Raw genomic sequence first — 16,596 nt, 5'->3', positions numbered from 1 at the left:
GATTGCATCAGTGGTCATCAGGGAGCAGATGTGGCCTCCGGACGGGCATCCCAACAAGGGGTCGGGTCGGGTTTTCTTTGCGTCGGCAATTTCATGCTGTACGATGGCGCGGATCTGGGGGCCTGACTCCAACTTGCTGAACGCGCTGTGCTAGACGGGAGCGATGACGCCCAATTTCGCCCTGAACCTCAGCCATGAGGGCATCACGCTTCTGCATCGCACCGGCGCGGGCTGGATGCGCGTGGGCGAAGTCGCGGTCGATGCACCCGATCTGGGCCGGCAGCTGCAGATGCTGCGCCGCACCGCTTCCGAGCTTGAAAGCGGCGGCATCACCACGGCACTGATCCTGCCCGACAGCCAGATCCTCTACACCGAAATCCACGCCCCCGGCCCGGGGGACGCGGCGCGCGAGGCGCAGATCCGCGAGGCGCTCGACGGCATGACGCCCTACGCGCTCGACGAACTCGTGTTCGACTGGGCGGGCGAGGGCGAGGTGGTCAAGGTCGCTGTCGTGGCGCGCGAAACGCTGGAGGAGGCCGAAAGCTTTGCCGTGGAGCATCGCTTCAACCCCGTATGCTTCACCGCCGCACCCGACCCGGCGAAGTTCCCGGGTGAGCCCGACTTCGGCCCCACACGGCATGCCGCACGACTGAGAAAGCCGGCGCAGGCCGCCGCGTCGCAGGTCGCGCCCGCAGCGCCCGCTGGCGCAGGCGCCGTCCCGCCCGGGAGCGAGGAGCCGGGCAGCACGGACACTGCCCCGCCCCCCGAGCAGGCAGCGCCTGTGCCGGCCGTGAGCTTCTCCGCCCGTCATCGAAAGGGCGGCGGCGACCGGCCGGCGGCCACGGGTGCCGGGACGCCGCCGAAGCTGTCGGCGCAGGCAAGGCTTTCCGTCGGCGTGAGCAACGCGCATCTTGGCCAGAAGCCGCCGGGGGATGAACCGGGTGCATCCTCCGGCACTGAGGTGTCTTCCCCATCCGTGGCGGCCGCACCGGGCCATGAGAATGGGAAGGCAAGGGATCAGCGCCCCGAAGCCGCCCTCGAGGAGACCACGCCTCCCGCGCCGCGGCTCGAGCACGCCAGGCCGCGCCTCGGCCCCGTCATCCCTGCCGGGTCCGGCCCCGCGCTCTCGGGGCGTTCCGGAAAGGCGGCGGAGACGACGGACAAGCCCGCACGCCCCGGGGGCCGGACGAAACCACGGGCTGCGGCCCCGAGCCGTGTGACACCGGCCGCATCCGCGACACCGGCCCCGCCCGTGTCGGCCAAGGGGGAGACTGCCCGTCCAGGCAAGCAGAAGCCCTCCGGCCCGAAAGAGGCAACGCGCAAGCCGCGCGGCCCTGCCGCAATTCTCGCTGGCTGGCGCGAGCGGCTCTTCCGCCCTGCCGGCCCGGACCCGAAAGAGGCGGAGGCGCTCACCATCTTCGGCGCGCGCGGCAGCCCACAGGCGAGCGCACGCGACACGGCCCGAACCATCGGCATCGCCATTTCCGCGACACTTGTCGTGGTGCTGCTTCTCGTCGCCGCCATCGCCTTGCTGAGGCGCGACGGCGGAGAGACCGTGGCGCCGGAAGGCGCCGAGGCGCCAACACTCCTGCCGGCAGCCCGCGAAGAGACGCCGGCGGCGGAAACGGCGACGGTGTCGCTGCCGGACTTTGACATCGCGCTGAGCGCGCCACCTTCGGAAGAGGGCTCCGGCGGCCTCGTCGGTGCCGACGAGGGCCCCCCGCGCGGCGGCGACGAGGGGGGCACGCCCGCGTCGCGCCTTTCCGAAGCGCCGACGCCAGAGGCGGAGATTGCGCTCGAGACGACGCCGCCAGCTCCCGCGCCCGGGGGCGCGGGCGCGCCAGTCGTGCCGGACGCGCCCGACGGCACGGCAGGCGGTGAGAGCCGCCCCCTCGACGTCGCGCGCCTCGACGACCGAGCGGCGCTGGATGCCGCGAACCCCGAGAGCCCCGACGTGTCTTCCGGGGCCGTGCCGCCGGCCAGCCTCATCCAACCGATGAGCCGCGAGCTGGCCGAGGCGCATTACGCCCGCACCGGGATCTGGCCGCTTGACCCGGATCCCGGCGTGAGCCCTCGGGGAGAGGCGCTTGACGAGCTCTACATCGCCTCGATCGACACGCGCATCGAGATGCTCGATGCCTACGCGCTGCCCGAGGCGGGGCTGCCCCGGTCCGATCAGCGCCCGGCGACGCCGGTGCCACCGCCACCGCCGGGCACGAGCTTCGAGCTTGACGAGCGCGGGCTCGTGCTTGCCACTCCGGAAGGCACGCTGACCCCGGAAGGCATCATCGTGCGCGCCGGCCGCCCCGTCGTGGTGCCGGTTCCGCGCCCGGAGGGGCTCAGCGGCCCCGCGCGAGTCGCACCCGATCTCGAACGGCTGCGGCAGGTGCGGCCCGTGCCGCGGCCGGCCGACCTCGTCGAGGGCAACGAACGCAGCCGGCTGGGCGGGCGCTCGCTGCGCGAGCTCGCGGCGATCCGGCCGCAATTGCGCCCCGACTCGCCGCAGGACTTCGCCGAAGAGGATGAGGATGAGCCGACCGCCCTCGCCGTGGCCGCCTCGGTGGTGCCGCAGGCCCGCCCCGGAGACTTCGCGCGCATCGTGGAGGAAGCGCGCGCGCGCCTGACGGTTGCCCCGCCCGCGCCCGATGTTGCGCCACCGGACACCCCTTCCGTGCCGACCCGGGCCAGCGTGGCGCGCGAGGCAACGCTTGAGGACGCGATCAACCTGCGGCGGGTCAATCTTATCGGCGTCTTCGGGACGCCTTCGAACCGGCGGGCGCTGGTGCGGCTGCCATCGGGACGGCTTGTCAAGGTCAAGGTCGGCGACAGTCTCGACGGCGGCCGGGTCGCCGCCATCGACGACGATGCGATCGTCTACGTCAAGGGCGGGCGCACGCTGACGCTCAGAGTGCCGAGCGGTTGAGCGCCGCGCGCGCCCCCTGCGCCCTCACGCAGCGTCTTAGGCCTTGAGCACCCCCCGCGCGATCTGATCGGCCTCGATCGACTCGAAGAGCGCCTTGAAGTTGCCTTCGCCGAAGCCCTCGTCGCCCTTGCGCTGGATGAACTCGAAGAAGATCGGGCCGATCACCGTCCTCGAGAAGATCTGCAGCAGGATCTTCGTCTCCCCGCCGCCGACGACACCCTCGCCGTCGATCAGGATGCCGTGGCGGGCGAGCTTCTCGATCGGCTCCTGATGGCCCTTCACCCGGTCATGCGACATCTCGTAGTAGGTCATGGGCGGCTTCGGCATGAAGCGGATGCCGTTCTCGGCGATCGTATCGACCGAGGAGTAGATGTCCTCGGTGCCGATGGCGATGTGCTGGATGCCCTCGCCGTTGTAGCGGCGCAGATATTCGACGATCTGGCCATTCTCCGAGCGGTCCTCGTTGATGGGGATGCGGATGCGCCCGCAGGGCGAGGTGAGCGCGCGCGAGTAGAGCGCGGTGTACTTGCCCTCGATGTCGAAGAAGCGGATCTCGCGGAAATTGAAGATGCGCCCGTAGAACTCGAACCACTTGTCCATGTTGCCGCGATGGACGTTGTGGGTGAGGTGGTCAATGTAGTAAAAGCCCGCCCCTTGCGGGTAGGCGGTGTCGATCCAGTCGAATTCGGCATTGTAGGGCGAGGCTTCGCGGTAGCCGTCGATGAAGTAGATCAGGCTGCCGCCGATGCCGACGATGGCCGGCACATCCATGGTCTTGCCGGAGCCTTCATAGGGCGTCGCGCCCTGGGCCACAGCGTGGCGAAAGGCGTGTTCGGCATCGACCACGCGCCAGCCCATCGAGGGCGCGCAGGGGCCGTGCTCCTCAATGAAGCGCGCGGCATGGCTGCCGGGCTCGGCGTTCAGGAGAAAGCTGATGCCGCCCTGCTGCCACAGCTCGATCGCCTTCGTCTTGTGCGTGGCGGTGTGGGCGAAGCCCATCTTCGCGAACAGCTCGCGCAGCTTCTCCGGCTCGGGATGGGCGAACTCCACGAATTCGAAACCATCGGTGCCGGCGGGGTTTTCCGGCGAGATCTCCGCCGGCGGTGCGTTGTGCGGGAATGGTCCCATGACTGTTCCTCCCAGGGCCTGAGAACTGATGTCGCAATTCTTGCGCGTCTCTGCCGCGTATTGTGCGCGAAATTGCACCCTTATCGCTTTTCGCATGCATGATGGTTGCATTTCATCTAAGGGACATGCATCTTTCCCGCATGAAGATCGATGCAACCGACCGGGCCCTCCTGGCTGCTCTTCAGCGTGATTCGACCCTCACGGCGGAAGCGCTGGGGCGCATGCTCAACCTGTCGCCAAGCCAGGTGGGGCGGCGGCGCCAACGGCTTGAGGCTGCGGGGCTCATCCGCGGCTACGGCGCGCGGCTCGATGCGCGCCGCGCGGGTCTCACGGTGCAGGCCTTTGTACAGGTGCAGATGGCCACCCACGCCCCCGACAAGGTGAAGGGCTTCATCCGCCTTGTGGAAACGCGCCCCGAAATCACCGCCGCCTGGACGCTGACCGGCGAGGCCGACTACCTCTTGCAGGTGCATTGCGAGGATCTGGCGGCGCTGAACCGGCTCATCCACGAGGCGCTGCTGCCCGATCCCGCCGTCGCCCGGGTGCAGAGCCAGATCGTGATGAACGTGCTGAAGGCTGATGCACCGTTGCCCGTCTAGGAGCGGGTTGCGAGCCGGGGACACAGGCCCGATACTTCACGAAATTCCGACGGGAGCGCGTGCGAGCATTGGAAGCCTTTCTCTTTCAGGCGACGATCTACCTCGGCGCGGCCGTGATCGCCGTCCCGGTCGCGGCGCGGCTCGGGCTCGGCTCGGTGCTGGGCTACCTCGCCGCGGGCGTGATCGTGGGGCCGGTGCTGGGGCTTGTCGGCGAGGAGGCGCACGACCTGCGCCACTTTGCCGAATTCGGCGTCGTGCTGATGCTGTTTCTCATCGGGCTCGAGATGCAGCCCGGCGTGCTGTGGGACATGCGCCACCGGCTTCTGGGGCTGGGCGGACTTCAGATCGCGCTGACCACGGCGGCGGTGGCGGCGGGAGCGATGGCGCTGGGCCAGCCGCTGCCCGCGGCGGTGGCGCTCGGCCTCAGCCTTGCGATGTCGTCAACGGCGATCGTGCTGCAGACGCTGAGCGAGAAGGGCCTGATGAAGACGAGCGGAGGGCGCTCGGCCTTCTCGGTGCTGCTCACCCAGGACATCGCCGTGGTGCCGGTGCTGGCGCTGATGCCGCTTCTGTCGCTGGGCGGCACCGAACCCATGCTGGCCCCCGATGGCTCCATCCGCCGGGCGTCGGAGCTCGAGAAAGCCGCTGAGGGCGCGCATGGGGCGCTGTCGCTGGTCGATGGCCTGCCGGGATGGGGCGTGACCCTTGTCACGCTCGGCGCGGTGGGGCTGGTGATCCTGGCGGGCGTCTATCTCGTGCAGCCGCTGTTTCGCTACATTCACGCCACGCGGCTGCGGGAGATGTATACCGCTCTCGCACTGTTTCTCGTCATCGGCACTGCCTTCCTGATGACGCTGGTGGGGCTCTCGCCCGCGCTCGGCACCTTTCTTGCCGGGGTGGTGCTCGCCAACTCGGAGTTCCGCCACGAGCTGCAGTCGGACATCGAGCCGTTCAAGGGGCTGCTTCTGGGGCTCTTCTTCATCACCGTCGGCGCGGGGATGGATCTGGGGCTGCTCGCGGACCGGCCGGGGCGCATTCTCGGTCTCGCGATCGGCCTCGTGGCGCTCAAGGCACTGGTGCTTCTCGCCCTCGCCCATCTTTTCAAGCTGAAGGGCCGCAGCCGCTGGATCTTCACGCTCGGCCTCGCGCAGGCCGGCGAGTTCGGCTTCGTGCTCATCGCCTTTGCCGCACAGCTCGGCATACTGGGCCAGCGCATGGCGCAGGAGACGCTGCTCGTCATCGCGCTCACGATGCTTTCGGCACCGCTGATGTTCCTGGCCATGGACTGGCTGGCGCGCCGGCAGAAGGATCATGCCCCACGCGAGGCGCCCGACGAGAACATCGACAGCGAGGGCGAGATCATCATCGTCGGCATCGGGCGCTTCGGGCAGGTCGTCAATCGCATGATCGAGGCGGCGGGCATGAAGGCCACCGTGCTCGACAACGATCTTCAGAAGATCCAGCTGATGCGCCGCTTCGGCTTCAAGGCCTATTTCGGCGATCCGACCCGCCCCGAGATCCTGCAGGCCGCGGGGCTCGACAAGGCGAAGGTTCTGGTCATCGCTCTCGACAACCCGGAGGCCGCGGTCAAGATCGTCCGGCTCGCCCGGCGCGCACGCCCCGATCTTTTCATCATCGCGCGCGCCCGTGACCGCGCCCATGTCTTCGCGCTGCACCGCGCCGGCGCCGACAAGATCGTGCGCGAGGTCTTCGACAGCTCGCTCAGGGCCGCGCGCTATGCGCTCGAGAGCATGGGGCTTTCCGAGTTCGAAGCCGCCGAGCTGGAACGGACCTTCTACCAGCACGACCGGCATGCATTGAAGGAACTGGCCGAACTCTGGGTTCCCGAGGTCCCGGTGGATCGCAACCCGGCCTACGTCAAGCGCGCCCAGGAGCTCGACAAGGCCCTCGAGACCGCGCTCATGGCGCGCGACAAGGCCCCGTTGAAGCTGGAGAGCGAAGGCGACGAGCCAGCGCGACCGCCGCGCGAAGAGGCCCCACCCCCGCGCCCGCGCGGCGGGCTCGGCTGAGTGGGCACGGCCCCGAAGCCGACGCGCCGGAGACGACGCCCCGGCGCAGCTTCCCCGAAGCGGCACGGTCGGCTAGCATGAATTCGCCGGCATCCCGTGTCGCCAGGTGGTTACGTAAGGGGACGGAAGGCGCGGACGATGGGCCACCGCCGCGACGACGATGACCTGCCCGGTGCTGGCCGGGTGGAGGATTACACCCTGCCCTTCCTTGTCACGGCGGGCTTCGTGATCTTCATGTCGCTGTGCGTGCTCTGGGCACTCTGGGGCCTGCCGGCCCCGATCCTCGCCGGGCTTGCCGCCGATCTCCTGCTGCCCCGCCGCTGACCGCCGCGCCTCAGCGCACCGCGCAGACCGCCGCAGCCGCCTCGAGCGCCCCTCGACCGTGGTCGATGCCAAGCGCGCGCATCCCGGCCTCGATCGCACCCAGCGTGCCGAGCACCATGTGCGCGTTGACATGCCCCATGTGGCCGATGCGGAAGAAGCCGTGCCAGGCAGGATCGCCCGGCGGCGCCATGCCAAGGCCGATACCCAGCGTAACCCCGGCATTCTCCGTCAGCCAGTCCCTGAGCGCGGTGCCGTGGGGCGCACCGAGCCGCAGCGAGGTGACCGCATGGCTGCGCTTCCACGGATCGGCGATGTTGAGCCGCAAGGGCCCGCCCTGCCCCCAGGCCTCCGCCGCCGCCCAGATCGCGCGCGCCAGCTGCGCATGGCGCTGCCAGACATGCTCGATCCCCTCCTCCGCGATCATGTCGAGCGCGGCGCGCAGGCCGAAGATGTGGTGGGTCGGCGCGGTGCCGCAGAAGAACTGGTAGTATTCCTGCGGATCGACACGCGGCTTCCAGTCCCAGTAGGGGCTGACCCGCGCCATCGCCTCGCGCGCCGCCGCCGCCCTCGGCCCGAAGAAGACGAAGCCGAGCCCCGGCGGCGTCATCAGCCCCTTCTGACAGGCCGCAACCATCACGTCGACGCCCCACAGATCCATCTCGAAACGGTCGCAGGCGAGCGAGGCGATGCAATCGACCATCAGAAGGGCCGGATGCCCGGCGGCATCGAGCGTGGCCCTGAGCCCGGCAATGTCGTTTCTGACCGAAGTGGACGTGTCCACATGCACCGCCATCACCGCCTTGTAGCGGTGCGCGCGGTCGGCGGCGAGAAGTTCGGCCACGCGCTCAAGATCAATGTCGGCGTCCTTGCCGAAATCGACGATTTCGGGCTCGGCCCCGAGCCGCCGTGCCACCTCCGCCCAGCCATGGCCGAAACGGCCCGTGGCCAGCACCAGCACCCGGTCGCCGGGGGCGAGAACATTGGCCACCGCCGCCTCCCAGGCGCCGTGACCGTTGGCGATGTAGATCGCGACTTCATGCGCGGTCCGGGCGATGGCCTTGAGGTCGGGAATGAGGCTCCTCGTGATCTCGATGAGCTCGCCGGCATAGATGTTGGGCGCGGCCCGGTGCATGGCCTGCAACACACGGTCGGGGATGACCGAGGGGCCGGGAATGGCGAGATAATGGCGTCCCTGGGCAAGCGACATGAAAGGTCTCCGCGTTGGCTGCGCGCGGCCCTCGCTACGCCGCGGGCGCGGGGCCGTCAACGGCGCGCGGCATAGCGCCGGGCGAGGCTCTCGGCGTCCGTGCCGAGCAGGAAGGAAAGCAGGGTCGACAGGTTGCGCGCCCCCCGGCGCAGCCACCCCTCTGCCTCGTAGCGCGCCGCCGAGGTCAGCGCCTCCGCATCCAGGGCCCGCAATCGCCCTCGGCCAAGCGTGCGGGCCAGCGCGACATCCTCCATCAGCGGAATCGCCGGAAAACCGCCGACGCTCTCGTAGAGAGCCCGCGAAATCAACAGGCCCTGATCTCCGTAGGGCAGGCCGAAGAGCCGCGAACGCAGGTTTGCCCAACCGGCCACAATCCGGGGCGCAGGGCCGCGGGCGCGAAACCGGAGGCGAAACCACCCGGCCTTGCCGGCGTGATGGCGCATGTGCGCAACCGCCGCCTGGGTCCATCCCGGCGCAAGTTGCGTGTCGGCATGAAGGAAGAGAAGCCACTCTCCGCCGGCTGTCGCCGCGCCGCGCGCAAGCTGTCCTCCGCGCCCCGGCGGACCCTCCACCCAGACCGCGCCGGCCGCCTCGGCGATGGCGCGCGTGGCATCCCGTGAACCGCCGTCGGAAATGATGAGCTCGCGGATCAGCCCGGCTTCCAGCCCTTCGCCGAGCGCGGCAAGGGTCGGCGGCAGATCGTCTGCGGCATCGAGCGTTGGAATGACGATGGACACTGGCGCGCGCATGGGTTTCTCTCCGGCCTGTGCATCACGCTATAGAGCGAGGCCAGAGCAGGGGAAACCGCAGCCATGACCGCACAAGACGACCGACAGGTCATCGCCGTATCGGGAAAGGACCGCGAACGCTTCCTGCAGGGGCTCGTCACCAACGATGTCGCGCGGCTCGCGCACGGCCCGGTCTATGCCGCACTCCTGACACCGCAAGGCAAGTATCTGGCGGACTTCTTCCTCGTGCCGGACGGAGAACGCATCCTCATCGATGTCGCTGCCGCCCTCGCCCCCGATCTCGCCCGCCGGCTGACCATGTACCGGCTGCGCTCCGATGTCAGCATCACGCCGACCGACCTTTCCGTCGCGCGCGGCCTTGAGAACGCCCCCGAAGGCGCCTTAGCCGACCCCCGGCACCCTGCCCTCGGCTGGCGCTGGATCGGCCCGGCCGATGAGGCGCGGCGTCTCGACCGCTCGGCCGGAGTGGATTGGGATGCGCTCAGGGTGGAACACCTCATCCCCGAGACCGGCGCCGAGCTCATCCCCGGCGAGAGCTACATCCTCGAGATGGGCTTCGAACGGCTTGGCGGGGTGGACTTCCGCAAGGGCTGCTATGTGGGCCAGGAGGTCACGGCGCGGATGAAGCACAAGACCGAGCTGCGCAAGGGGCTCACCCGCGTGACTCTCGAAGGCGCGGCAGAACCCGGCACGCCGATCACCCGCGAGGGGCGCGAGCTGGGCCGGCTTCATACCGTGTCGGGAGACCGGGCGCTGGCCTATCTGCGCTTCGACCGCGCCGGAGACGACATGCAGGCGGGCACCGCGCGGGTCATCTGGCCCGGATAGTTCCATCATCCTGGTCCAAATACCCGCGCCGCAGGCACGCGCGCGGCACGCGCGCGTCAAACCCGCCTCAGGCGCGCTCGGCGTATTCCATCGTCTCGGTGTTGACGACGATGTCCTCGCCGGGGCCCACGAAGGGCGGCACCATCACCCGCACGCCATTGTCGAGCACCGCCGGCTTGAAGCTGTTGGCCGCCGTCTGCCCCTTCACCACCGGCTCGGTTTCCACGACCTTGCACACGACCTTCTGCGGGAGGGTCACGCTCAGCGCCTCGTTCTCGAAATACTCGACCTGCACCATCATCCCGTCCTGCAGGAACGGCCGGCGTTCGCCGAGAATTTCGGCCGGAAGCTCGATCTGCTCGAAGGTGTCCATGTCCATGAACACCAGCATCCCGTCCTGTTCGTAGAGAAACTGCTGGTCCTTCTGCTCGAGCCGCACCCGCTCGACCTTGTCGGCCGAGCGGAAGCGCTCGTTGAGCTTGGAGCCGTTGCGCAGGTTGCGCATCTCCACCTGGGCATAGGCGCCACCCTTGCCCGGCTTCACATGCTCCACCTTCATCACGCTCCAAAGCCCGCCGTTGTGCTCCAGCACATTGCCCGGACGGATTTCGTTGCCATTGATCTTCGGCATCTGGAAAACCTTGAGAAAAGTTTGATCGGATTTGACGCGCCGCTATATCTCGCATGGCGCGCCGGAGCAACCTCAACAGATGCTGCGGGCGCCCGTGATTGGCCATGCACAGGGCGCATATGTGGTATTCCGATTCTGCATTCCCGAATCGGTCACATATCGTCATATTGGCCGCCACGCGAAAAACACAAGAGCAATAATGCAAAGGAAGCCGGTATGAAGGATCTCGTTGACACGACCGCTTACAACTATGAGCAAGGTCAACGGGCCCGCAAGCTGTTTGCCGCCGTCGTACTCGCCGCGCTGGACGACGCCATCGCCGACGACAAGAAATACGGCAACGGGCCGGAACAGATCGCGCGCTGGGCGCGTTCGCGCGACGGTCGCGAGGTGCTGACCTGCGCTGGCATCGACCCCAACGAGCGGGTGGTGCAGGGGCTGATGGAATTCGTCCGCAAGGGCGTGCGGACGTCGGTCGCACTCTCCCGCGAGGAGAGCGAGCGGCGTCAGGCCGCGGCGCAGTCGGCACAGGAAGCCGCCTGAGGCAAACGGCGCGATACCCCGAACAGGAACCACGAAAGACGCGTCCTGTGATCAGGACGCGTCTTTTGTTTTCCGCTTCACCGCCCCCCTTTCGCGGCGCTGCGCAAGCGGATAGGCAGGCAGTCTGAAGAGCAGCAATGGTAACGTCTCGACCCATGGCGCGGGCGATCATGATTCAGGGCGCGGGCTCGAATGTGGGCAAGTCGCTCATCGTGGCCGGGCTTGCCCGTGCCCTCGCCCGGCGTGGAGTGCGGGTCGCGCCCTTCAAGCCGCAGAACATGTCGAACAACGCCGCGGTCACGGTGGATGGCGGCGAGATCGGGCGGGCACAGGCGCTGCAGGCGCGGGCCGCGCGGATAGAGCCGGTGGCAGACATGAACCCAGTGCTGCTAAAGCCAGAGACCGATACCGGCGCCCAGGTCATCGTTCAGGGACGGCGGGCGGCGACGCTGAAGGCGCGGGACTATGGAAAGATGAAGGCACGGCTCCTGCCGCGCGTTCTGGAAAGCTTCCATCGCCTCGCCGCCCATGCCGATTTGGTTCTTGTCGAAGGCGCGGGCAGCCCCGCCGAGACCAACCTGCGCGCCGGAGACATCGCCAACATGGGGTTTGCGGAAGCCGCCGGCATTCCCGTGGTGCTTGTGGGCGATATCGATCGCGGCGGCGTGATCGCCCAGCTCGTCGGGACCCACGCGGTTCTCTCCCCGGCTGACCGGGCACGGATTCGCGGCTTTGCGGTAAACAAGTTTCGCGGCGAAGCGGGGCTTTTCGCCGAGGGCATGGCCGAGATAGCCCGGCGCACCGGCTGGCCGTCGCTCGGCCTCGTGCCCTGGTTTGACGATGCCTGGCGCCTTCCGGCCGAGGACGTGATGGATCTGGCCCGCCCCTGCCCCGTCAATCGCGCCGACGGCACCATCAGGATCGCCGTGCCCCGCCTGCCACGCATCGCCAATTTCGACGATCTCGATCCGCTCCGCGCCGAGCCAGGCGTGCAGCTCGAGATGATCCCGCCCGGCCGGCCGCTGCCCGGCGATGCCACTCTTGTCATCCTGCCGGGCTCCAAATCCACCGTGGCCGATCTTGCCGCCTTCCGGGCCGAAGGCTGGGACATCGACCTTGCCGCCCATCTGCGCCGTGGCGGGCATGTGCTTGGTTTGTGCGGCGGCTATCAGATGCTCGGCCGCGAAATCCGCGACCCCGAGGGCATCGAGGGTGCGCCAGGCGATCATCCGGGCCTCGGCCTTCTCGATGTCGTCACGGTCATGGCGCCCGAAAAGCGGCTGACCCGTACGCAGGCCACCGAGATCGCATCCGGCGAGGCCGTTTCAGGTTACGAGATCCACCTTGGCCGCACCGAGGGTCCGGACTGCGCGCGCGCCTGGCTTCGGATCGGCGAACGCCGCGAGGGCGCGCAGAGCGCCGATGGCCGGGTGCGCGGCACCTATCTGCACGGCATCTTCGGTGCCGACGGCTTTCGTCGCCGCTACCTGCGGGGTCTCGGCGCGACGGTTGCCGAGGGTCCGGGTCACGAGGCGCAGGTGGAAGCCACGCTCGATGCGCTCGCAGCACATCTCGAGACGCATTTCGACATCGACGCGCTGATGAAACTCGCGGCCCCGATCAGCCACTGACCGCCGGGGCGGCTGCGGCAGGCTCAGAGCCCCGCATCGCGCAACGAAAACGCCCGCTGGATTTCGCGCCGCACCAATCGACGGATGTTGCGGGTGATGCGCTCGCCCAGCACGCCCTGCAGTTCCTCGCGCACGATCTGCGCCACCATTCGCCGCAAGGTCTCCTCGTCGATGACGGCGTCGTCCTCGAGGGTCATCGCGCCACGGGAAGCCGCCACCGCCTCGAACCAGCTTGCCGGCTCGCCGCCCTCCGCCTCGTCCTCACCGGCATCGTCGCCGCCCTGGCGGGCGGAAACTCCTGCAGATCCCATATCGGTCTTTCCCCGGCGCGCCTCTGCATCCGGGGCTCCGTGGACGGCGGACGAATCCGGCGCGCCTTCCTCTGGCGCAAGCGCCTCATCGTCGCCTGCCGCCGTTTCCGCCCCGGCCCCGGCCGCATCGCCCCCCGCATCGCCCCGGACCGGCCCGCCATCGCCCCCTGGGGAAGCGACGCCTTCGGCCTCTTCGGCATCGCTCATCGCATCGCCGATCTCCGCGGCGGCTGGTCGGCTCGGCCCGGAACGAAAGAAGCTTGCCACATCGTCGCCCTCGCCTGCGCCGTCCTCCAGAGGCCCGCAATCCTGCACGGGAGAAAAACGCGGCACACCCGCGCCCTCGACCGGGCCATCCGCGCGGCCCGCGCCCCGAAACAGCGGCTGCGCCGCATCATTCTCGTCAGGCTCTTCGCTGCCGTCGGGTTCCCAGTCGCCGGCGGCCTGATTGATCGCCGCCTCGAGCTCGGCGATGCGCCTCTCGAGCGCCTCGTCAAACGCCTCGGATTCCCGCGGGGCGGATGGCGCTGAGGTCGAGTCAACGGCCACCGCTGCGTGGCTCGCCCACGCGTGACCCGTCTCGGAGGCTGTTTCGGAAACAGTCGGCGCGTCACCAGGCGGGCTGTCTTCCGCCCCACTTCGGGCATCACGCGAATCAGCGCGCTCCTCAGGCTCCGCCACCCGATGCGCCGGGGTCAGAACGAACTTTCCCCCGTTCTCCGGCGCGTCGGCCGCGGGGCTTCGGCGGCCGCGATCCTTGGCGACGAGCCGCCTGATCGAAGACAGCACATCCTCGATTTCGGTATTGGTGACGGGATCCGACATCTGCCTGCCTTCGCTTGTCCGGCCTGATCGGCCATGTCCTGCACTTGGACGCAATGGTAGCAGTGCCACGGTTTTCACACAACCGAAGCGGCCTGCGGAACGCCGTTACTTGCCGTAAACTTCCTTGAGAATGCGATCGAGCTTTCGGCCCTCCGGGCTGACGGCGCGTGAGGGCGCATCCTTGACCACATTGTAATAGGCTTCGGGGTCATAGGTGGCGACGCCGAGACCCAGATGCTCGACGGTCAGAAGCCCCATCGCAGACAGGAGCGCATAGTGGGCCACAAGCTGATCGGTACGGGCTGACACCTGGGCGACGCGGGCGTCGAGCAGTTCCTGTTCGGCATCGAGCACGTCAAGCGTGGTGCGCGCTCCGAGGCGGGCCTCCTCGCTCACGCCGCGATAGGCGACCGTTGCCGCCCGCACCTGCCGGTCGGTTGCCTCGAGGCTCGCGGTGGCGACCGCCAGCTGCGCCCAGGCATTGCCCACCTGCTGGGCAACTTGGAGGGTGGTCTGCAGAAGATTGGCGCGCTCAGCGTCACGCAGGGCGACGGCGCGCCGGTAGGCCGAACTCAGCCCGCCGCCGGCATAGAGCGGCACCGTCAGGTTGATGCCGGCGCTGTTCTGCCACGGCCCGAGGCTGTCGACCTGGGTGGAAAGGCTGCCGGTGATCCGCGGCTTCATCGCGGCGCGCGCCCGTTCGATGTTGAGTTCGGCCGCGGCCACGCTGTGCCGCACCTGCGCGATGGCCGGATGTTCGCGCTCGGCAATCGCCTTGGCCGCCTCGAGCGTGCGCGCCTCGAGCGGCTTCATCGAGGGGCTCGCCAGCTGCCCGGGATAGGTACCGATCGCTGCCTTGTAGGCCTCGCGCGCGACCTGCAGGTCACCCTCGGCCGCGGCAAGCGCCGAGCGCGCCGCAGCGAGTCGGGCCTCGGCCAGCGACACCTCCGTGCTGGTGATCTCGCCAACTTCGAAACGGTCGCGCGCGGCGCGCAGCTGTTCGGCGATGACGCGCACGTTGTTCTGACGCAGCACCACGAACTCGCGGGCGCGGATCACGGCCACATAGGCCTGGACGGCGCCCAGCAGCACGTTCTGCTCGATGAGCCTGAGCGCCTCGCGGGTGGCAAGCACCGTTTCCTTCGCCGCCTCGACAGCCAGCCTGCCGGCACCGGAGTCGAAGAGCGTCACGTCAAGCGTGATGCGCGCGCTCGAGGTGAGCGAGTCCGTCGCCGCGTGACGGATGGCGTAGCTGGAGCCGGCGACGAAATTGATCACGGGCCGAAGCTGGGCCACGGCGCTGGCAACGTCCTCGTCCGCGGCACGCAGCAGGGCGCGGTTCTGTGCCAGAAGATTGGAATTGCGATAGGCGAGCACCAGCGCATCGGCCAGCGTCTCCGCCGCGCCCGGCACCGGCGCGGCGACCAGCGCGGCGCCCAGCGCCACCGCCTTCACCCCGAGGCCGACGCGCCGCAGAAGGCGGCCCTTGCGCAGCTTACTCAAGCCCGTGCGAAGCTCCATCCGCCTGCCTCCCGCTGTGCGCGACCGCCGCGCGCGCTCTCACAATGCGAATTCGGGTTGTCGCTCGAAACCGGCCAGAACCGGCGCGGCAGCGTGGAAGACCGGCCGCCAGGCCAGCACCCCGGCCCGCTTGTGGCCCACCCGGCACTCGCCATACTCACCATCCATGAAGATCGCACAGATGCGCCCGCCTTCCTTGAGCTGATCGACGAGCGCCGCCGGGATCTCCTCCACGCCGCCCTCGATGATCACGGCGTCATACGGGCCATGCCGCGGCGCGCCGGACGCGGGCTCGGCGGTGATCACCGCCACATTGTCGGCGCCGGTCTGGGAAAGAATCCTCTGGGCCTCGGCGGCGAGTTCGGGATCGGCCTCCACTGCCACCACGGCTTCAGCGAGCCGGGCAATCACTGCGGAAGAATACCCCAGCCCCACGGCGAGATCGAGCACCAGCTCGTCGGGGCCGATGTCGAGCGCCTCGAGCATCTTGGCAAAGGTGCGCGGCTCGAGCAGATAGCGCCCCTTGGCGATCTCGAGAGTTTCGCCGGCATAGGCCGCCTGACGAAGGTTGTCAGGAACGAAGAGCTCGCGCGGCACCTCGAGCATGGCCTCGATGATGTCGAAGGACGTAACGTCGGAGGGCCTGACCTGGGTGTCGACCATGATCCGGCGCTGGGTGGCAAAGTCGATCATCGGCTGAACTCATCAGTCTGTTTCGCAAGCCCTCTTGCCACAGAAACCCTCCCCCGACAACTCACGCAGGCTGCATTCGGCGCAGCGAAGCAGGTGCCATTCATGCCGGCTCGTGGCGCGTGGCTCGAGAGGGCGATCGGGCCGGGCAGGCACCGCCCCTGCCCGATCTTTCGAGGCGGCCGCCGTCGGCTGCCGGCCGGCTCAGAAGGCCGCCACGTCCGCGAAGCGCTCGGGCAGTTCGCGTTCGGGCACGTTGACCAGATCCTTGGCCACCTCGGCGTAAAGCGCCTCCTTGAGGGGCCGGTCGAGAAGCTCGCGCACCAGACCCAGCACCTTGGGCGGCGCCGCGATCACCAGGCGGTCGAAATTGCCCTTCTGCCAGCGCTTGGAGAGATGCGCCATCGCCTCGCGCAGCCAGCGGTCGCGCTGCTGTTCCTCGACAGATTTCTCGGGCGACATCGCATGGCGCATCGCGCCAACCGATTCGAAGGACCGGCCGGGCTGGTCGGAGTACTCCAGCGCCTCGGCTTCCTTGCGCGAGAATTCGGCCTCCTCAAGCGGCTGAAGCCCCTTTCCGACGCCGTGGTTTTCCAGAAGCTTCATCTTTTCGTCGTCAATCAGCACAACGAGCGTTCGAACCGGTTTCATGGCCG

15 protein-coding genes are annotated in these 16,596 nt (G+C 68.7%); 7 read left to right on the top strand and 8 right to left on the bottom strand.

Annotated features, from left to right (window positions below; genetic code table 11):
* The first annotated feature begins 163 nt into the window (after positions 1 to 163).
* Complete coding sequence (locus tag BLQ14_RS05820; protein WP_092499120.1) at positions 164 to 2,923, top strand: hypothetical protein; 2,760 nt, start codon at positions 164 to 166, stop codon at positions 2,921 to 2,923.
* A gap of 36 nt (positions 2,924 to 2,959) precedes the next feature.
* Here the strand turns inward: BLQ14_RS05820 and hppD are convergent, their stop codons facing one another.
* Positions 2,960 to 4,051, bottom strand: coding sequence for a 4-hydroxyphenylpyruvate dioxygenase (gene hppD / locus BLQ14_RS05815; RefSeq protein WP_092499119.1), 1,092 nt, complete (start codon positions 4,049 to 4,051; stop codon positions 2,960 to 2,962).
* Positions 4,052 to 4,191: 140 nt separating this feature from the next.
* Here hppD and BLQ14_RS05810 point away from each other — a divergent pair, with 140 nt between their 5' ends.
* The 3 genes from BLQ14_RS05810 (at position 4,192) to BLQ14_RS05800 (ending at position 7,004) form a co-directional block, all read left to right on the top strand.
* On the top strand, positions 4,192 to 4,650 hold the full coding sequence (locus BLQ14_RS05810) for an Lrp/AsnC family transcriptional regulator (RefSeq protein WP_092499476.1): 459 nt from the start codon (positions 4,192 to 4,194) through the stop codon (positions 4,648 to 4,650).
* Positions 4,651 to 4,718: 68 nt separating this feature from the next.
* Complete coding sequence (locus BLQ14_RS05805; protein ID WP_092499118.1) at positions 4,719 to 6,680, top strand: cation:proton antiporter domain-containing protein; 1,962 nt, start codon at positions 4,719 to 4,721, stop codon at positions 6,678 to 6,680.
* A 138-nt stretch (positions 6,681 to 6,818) separates the two neighbouring features.
* Positions 6,819 to 7,004, top strand: a complete 186-nt coding sequence (locus tag BLQ14_RS05800; protein WP_092499117.1) for a hypothetical protein — start codon at positions 6,819 to 6,821, stop codon at positions 7,002 to 7,004.
* Positions 7,005 to 7,014: 10 nt separating this feature from the next.
* On the opposite strand, the gene BLQ14_RS05795 is transcribed toward BLQ14_RS05800, so the two are convergent.
* Both BLQ14_RS05795 and BLQ14_RS05790 read right to left on the bottom strand, forming a co-directional pair.
* Entirely contained in the window at positions 7,015 to 8,211 is a 1,197-nt protein-coding gene (locus BLQ14_RS05795; RefSeq protein WP_092499115.1) for a pyridoxal-phosphate-dependent aminotransferase family protein, read from the bottom strand.
* Between the two features lie 56 nt (positions 8,212 to 8,267).
* Positions 8,268 to 8,960, bottom strand: coding sequence for a TIGR04283 family arsenosugar biosynthesis glycosyltransferase (locus BLQ14_RS05790; RefSeq protein ID WP_092499113.1), 693 nt, complete (start codon positions 8,958 to 8,960; stop codon positions 8,268 to 8,270).
* Between the two features lie 63 nt (positions 8,961 to 9,023).
* Between BLQ14_RS05790 and ygfZ the strand changes: the two genes are divergently transcribed.
* Positions 9,024 to 9,788, top strand: a complete 765-nt coding sequence (gene ygfZ, locus BLQ14_RS05785; protein WP_092499111.1) for a CAF17-like 4Fe-4S cluster assembly/insertion protein YgfZ — start codon at positions 9,024 to 9,026, stop codon at positions 9,786 to 9,788.
* Between the two features lie 67 nt (positions 9,789 to 9,855).
* Here the strand turns inward: ygfZ and efp are convergent, their stop codons facing one another.
* Positions 9,856 to 10,419 (bottom strand): elongation factor P, encoded by a 564-nt coding sequence (gene efp, locus BLQ14_RS05780; protein ID WP_092499110.1) that lies wholly within the window; start codon positions 10,417 to 10,419, stop codon positions 9,856 to 9,858.
* A gap of 216 nt (positions 10,420 to 10,635) precedes the next feature.
* Here efp and BLQ14_RS05775 point away from each other — a divergent pair, with 216 nt between their 5' ends.
* Together BLQ14_RS05775 and BLQ14_RS05770 are read left to right on the top strand one after the other, a co-directional pair.
* Complete coding sequence (locus BLQ14_RS05775) at positions 10,636 to 10,962, top strand: DUF6280 family protein (protein WP_092499109.1); 327 nt, start codon at positions 10,636 to 10,638, stop codon at positions 10,960 to 10,962.
* A 155-nt stretch (positions 10,963 to 11,117) separates the two neighbouring features.
* Positions 11,118 to 12,593, top strand: coding sequence for a cobyric acid synthase (locus BLQ14_RS05770; protein ID WP_092499108.1), 1,476 nt, complete (start codon positions 11,118 to 11,120; stop codon positions 12,591 to 12,593).
* A 23-nt stretch (positions 12,594 to 12,616) separates the two neighbouring features.
* Here BLQ14_RS05770 and BLQ14_RS05765 read toward each other — a convergent pair whose 3' ends face one another.
* The 4 genes from BLQ14_RS05765 to BLQ14_RS05750 all read right to left on the bottom strand — a co-directional run bounded on the left by BLQ14_RS05765 (position 12,617) and on the right by BLQ14_RS05750 (position 16,591).
* Positions 12,617 to 13,729 carry a hypothetical protein gene (locus BLQ14_RS05765; protein WP_092499107.1) on the bottom strand — a complete coding sequence of 371 codons (1,113 nt, stop codon included), beginning with the start codon at positions 13,727 to 13,729 and terminating at the stop codon, positions 12,617 to 12,619.
* A 105-nt stretch (positions 13,730 to 13,834) separates the two neighbouring features.
* Positions 13,835 to 15,250: a TolC family outer membrane protein gene (locus BLQ14_RS05760; RefSeq protein WP_092499105.1), complete on the bottom strand. Its 1,416-nt coding sequence runs from the start codon at positions 15,248 to 15,250 to the stop codon at positions 13,835 to 13,837.
* Positions 15,251 to 15,289: 39 nt separating this feature from the next.
* The gene (locus tag BLQ14_RS05755; protein ID WP_092499104.1) at positions 15,290 to 15,943 is read right to left on the bottom strand and encodes a protein-L-isoaspartate O-methyltransferase family protein; all 654 of its coding nucleotides are present in this window, start codon (positions 15,941 to 15,943) and stop codon (positions 15,290 to 15,292) included.
* 201 nt (positions 15,944 to 16,144) lie between these two features.
* Positions 16,145 to 16,591 (bottom strand): baeRF12 domain-containing protein, encoded by a 447-nt coding sequence (locus tag BLQ14_RS05750; RefSeq protein ID WP_092499103.1) that lies wholly within the window; start codon positions 16,589 to 16,591, stop codon positions 16,145 to 16,147.
* Positions 16,592 to 16,596: the final 5 nt, after the last annotated feature.

Source organism: Meinhardsimonia xiamenensis, assembly GCF_900102905.1.
Classification (GTDB): Bacteria; Pseudomonadota; Alphaproteobacteria; order Rhodobacterales; family Rhodobacteraceae; genus Meinhardsimonia; species Meinhardsimonia xiamenensis.
The sequence above is the reverse complement of the archived record's forward strand: the minus strand, read 5'-3'. Positions and strand labels throughout refer to the sequence as shown.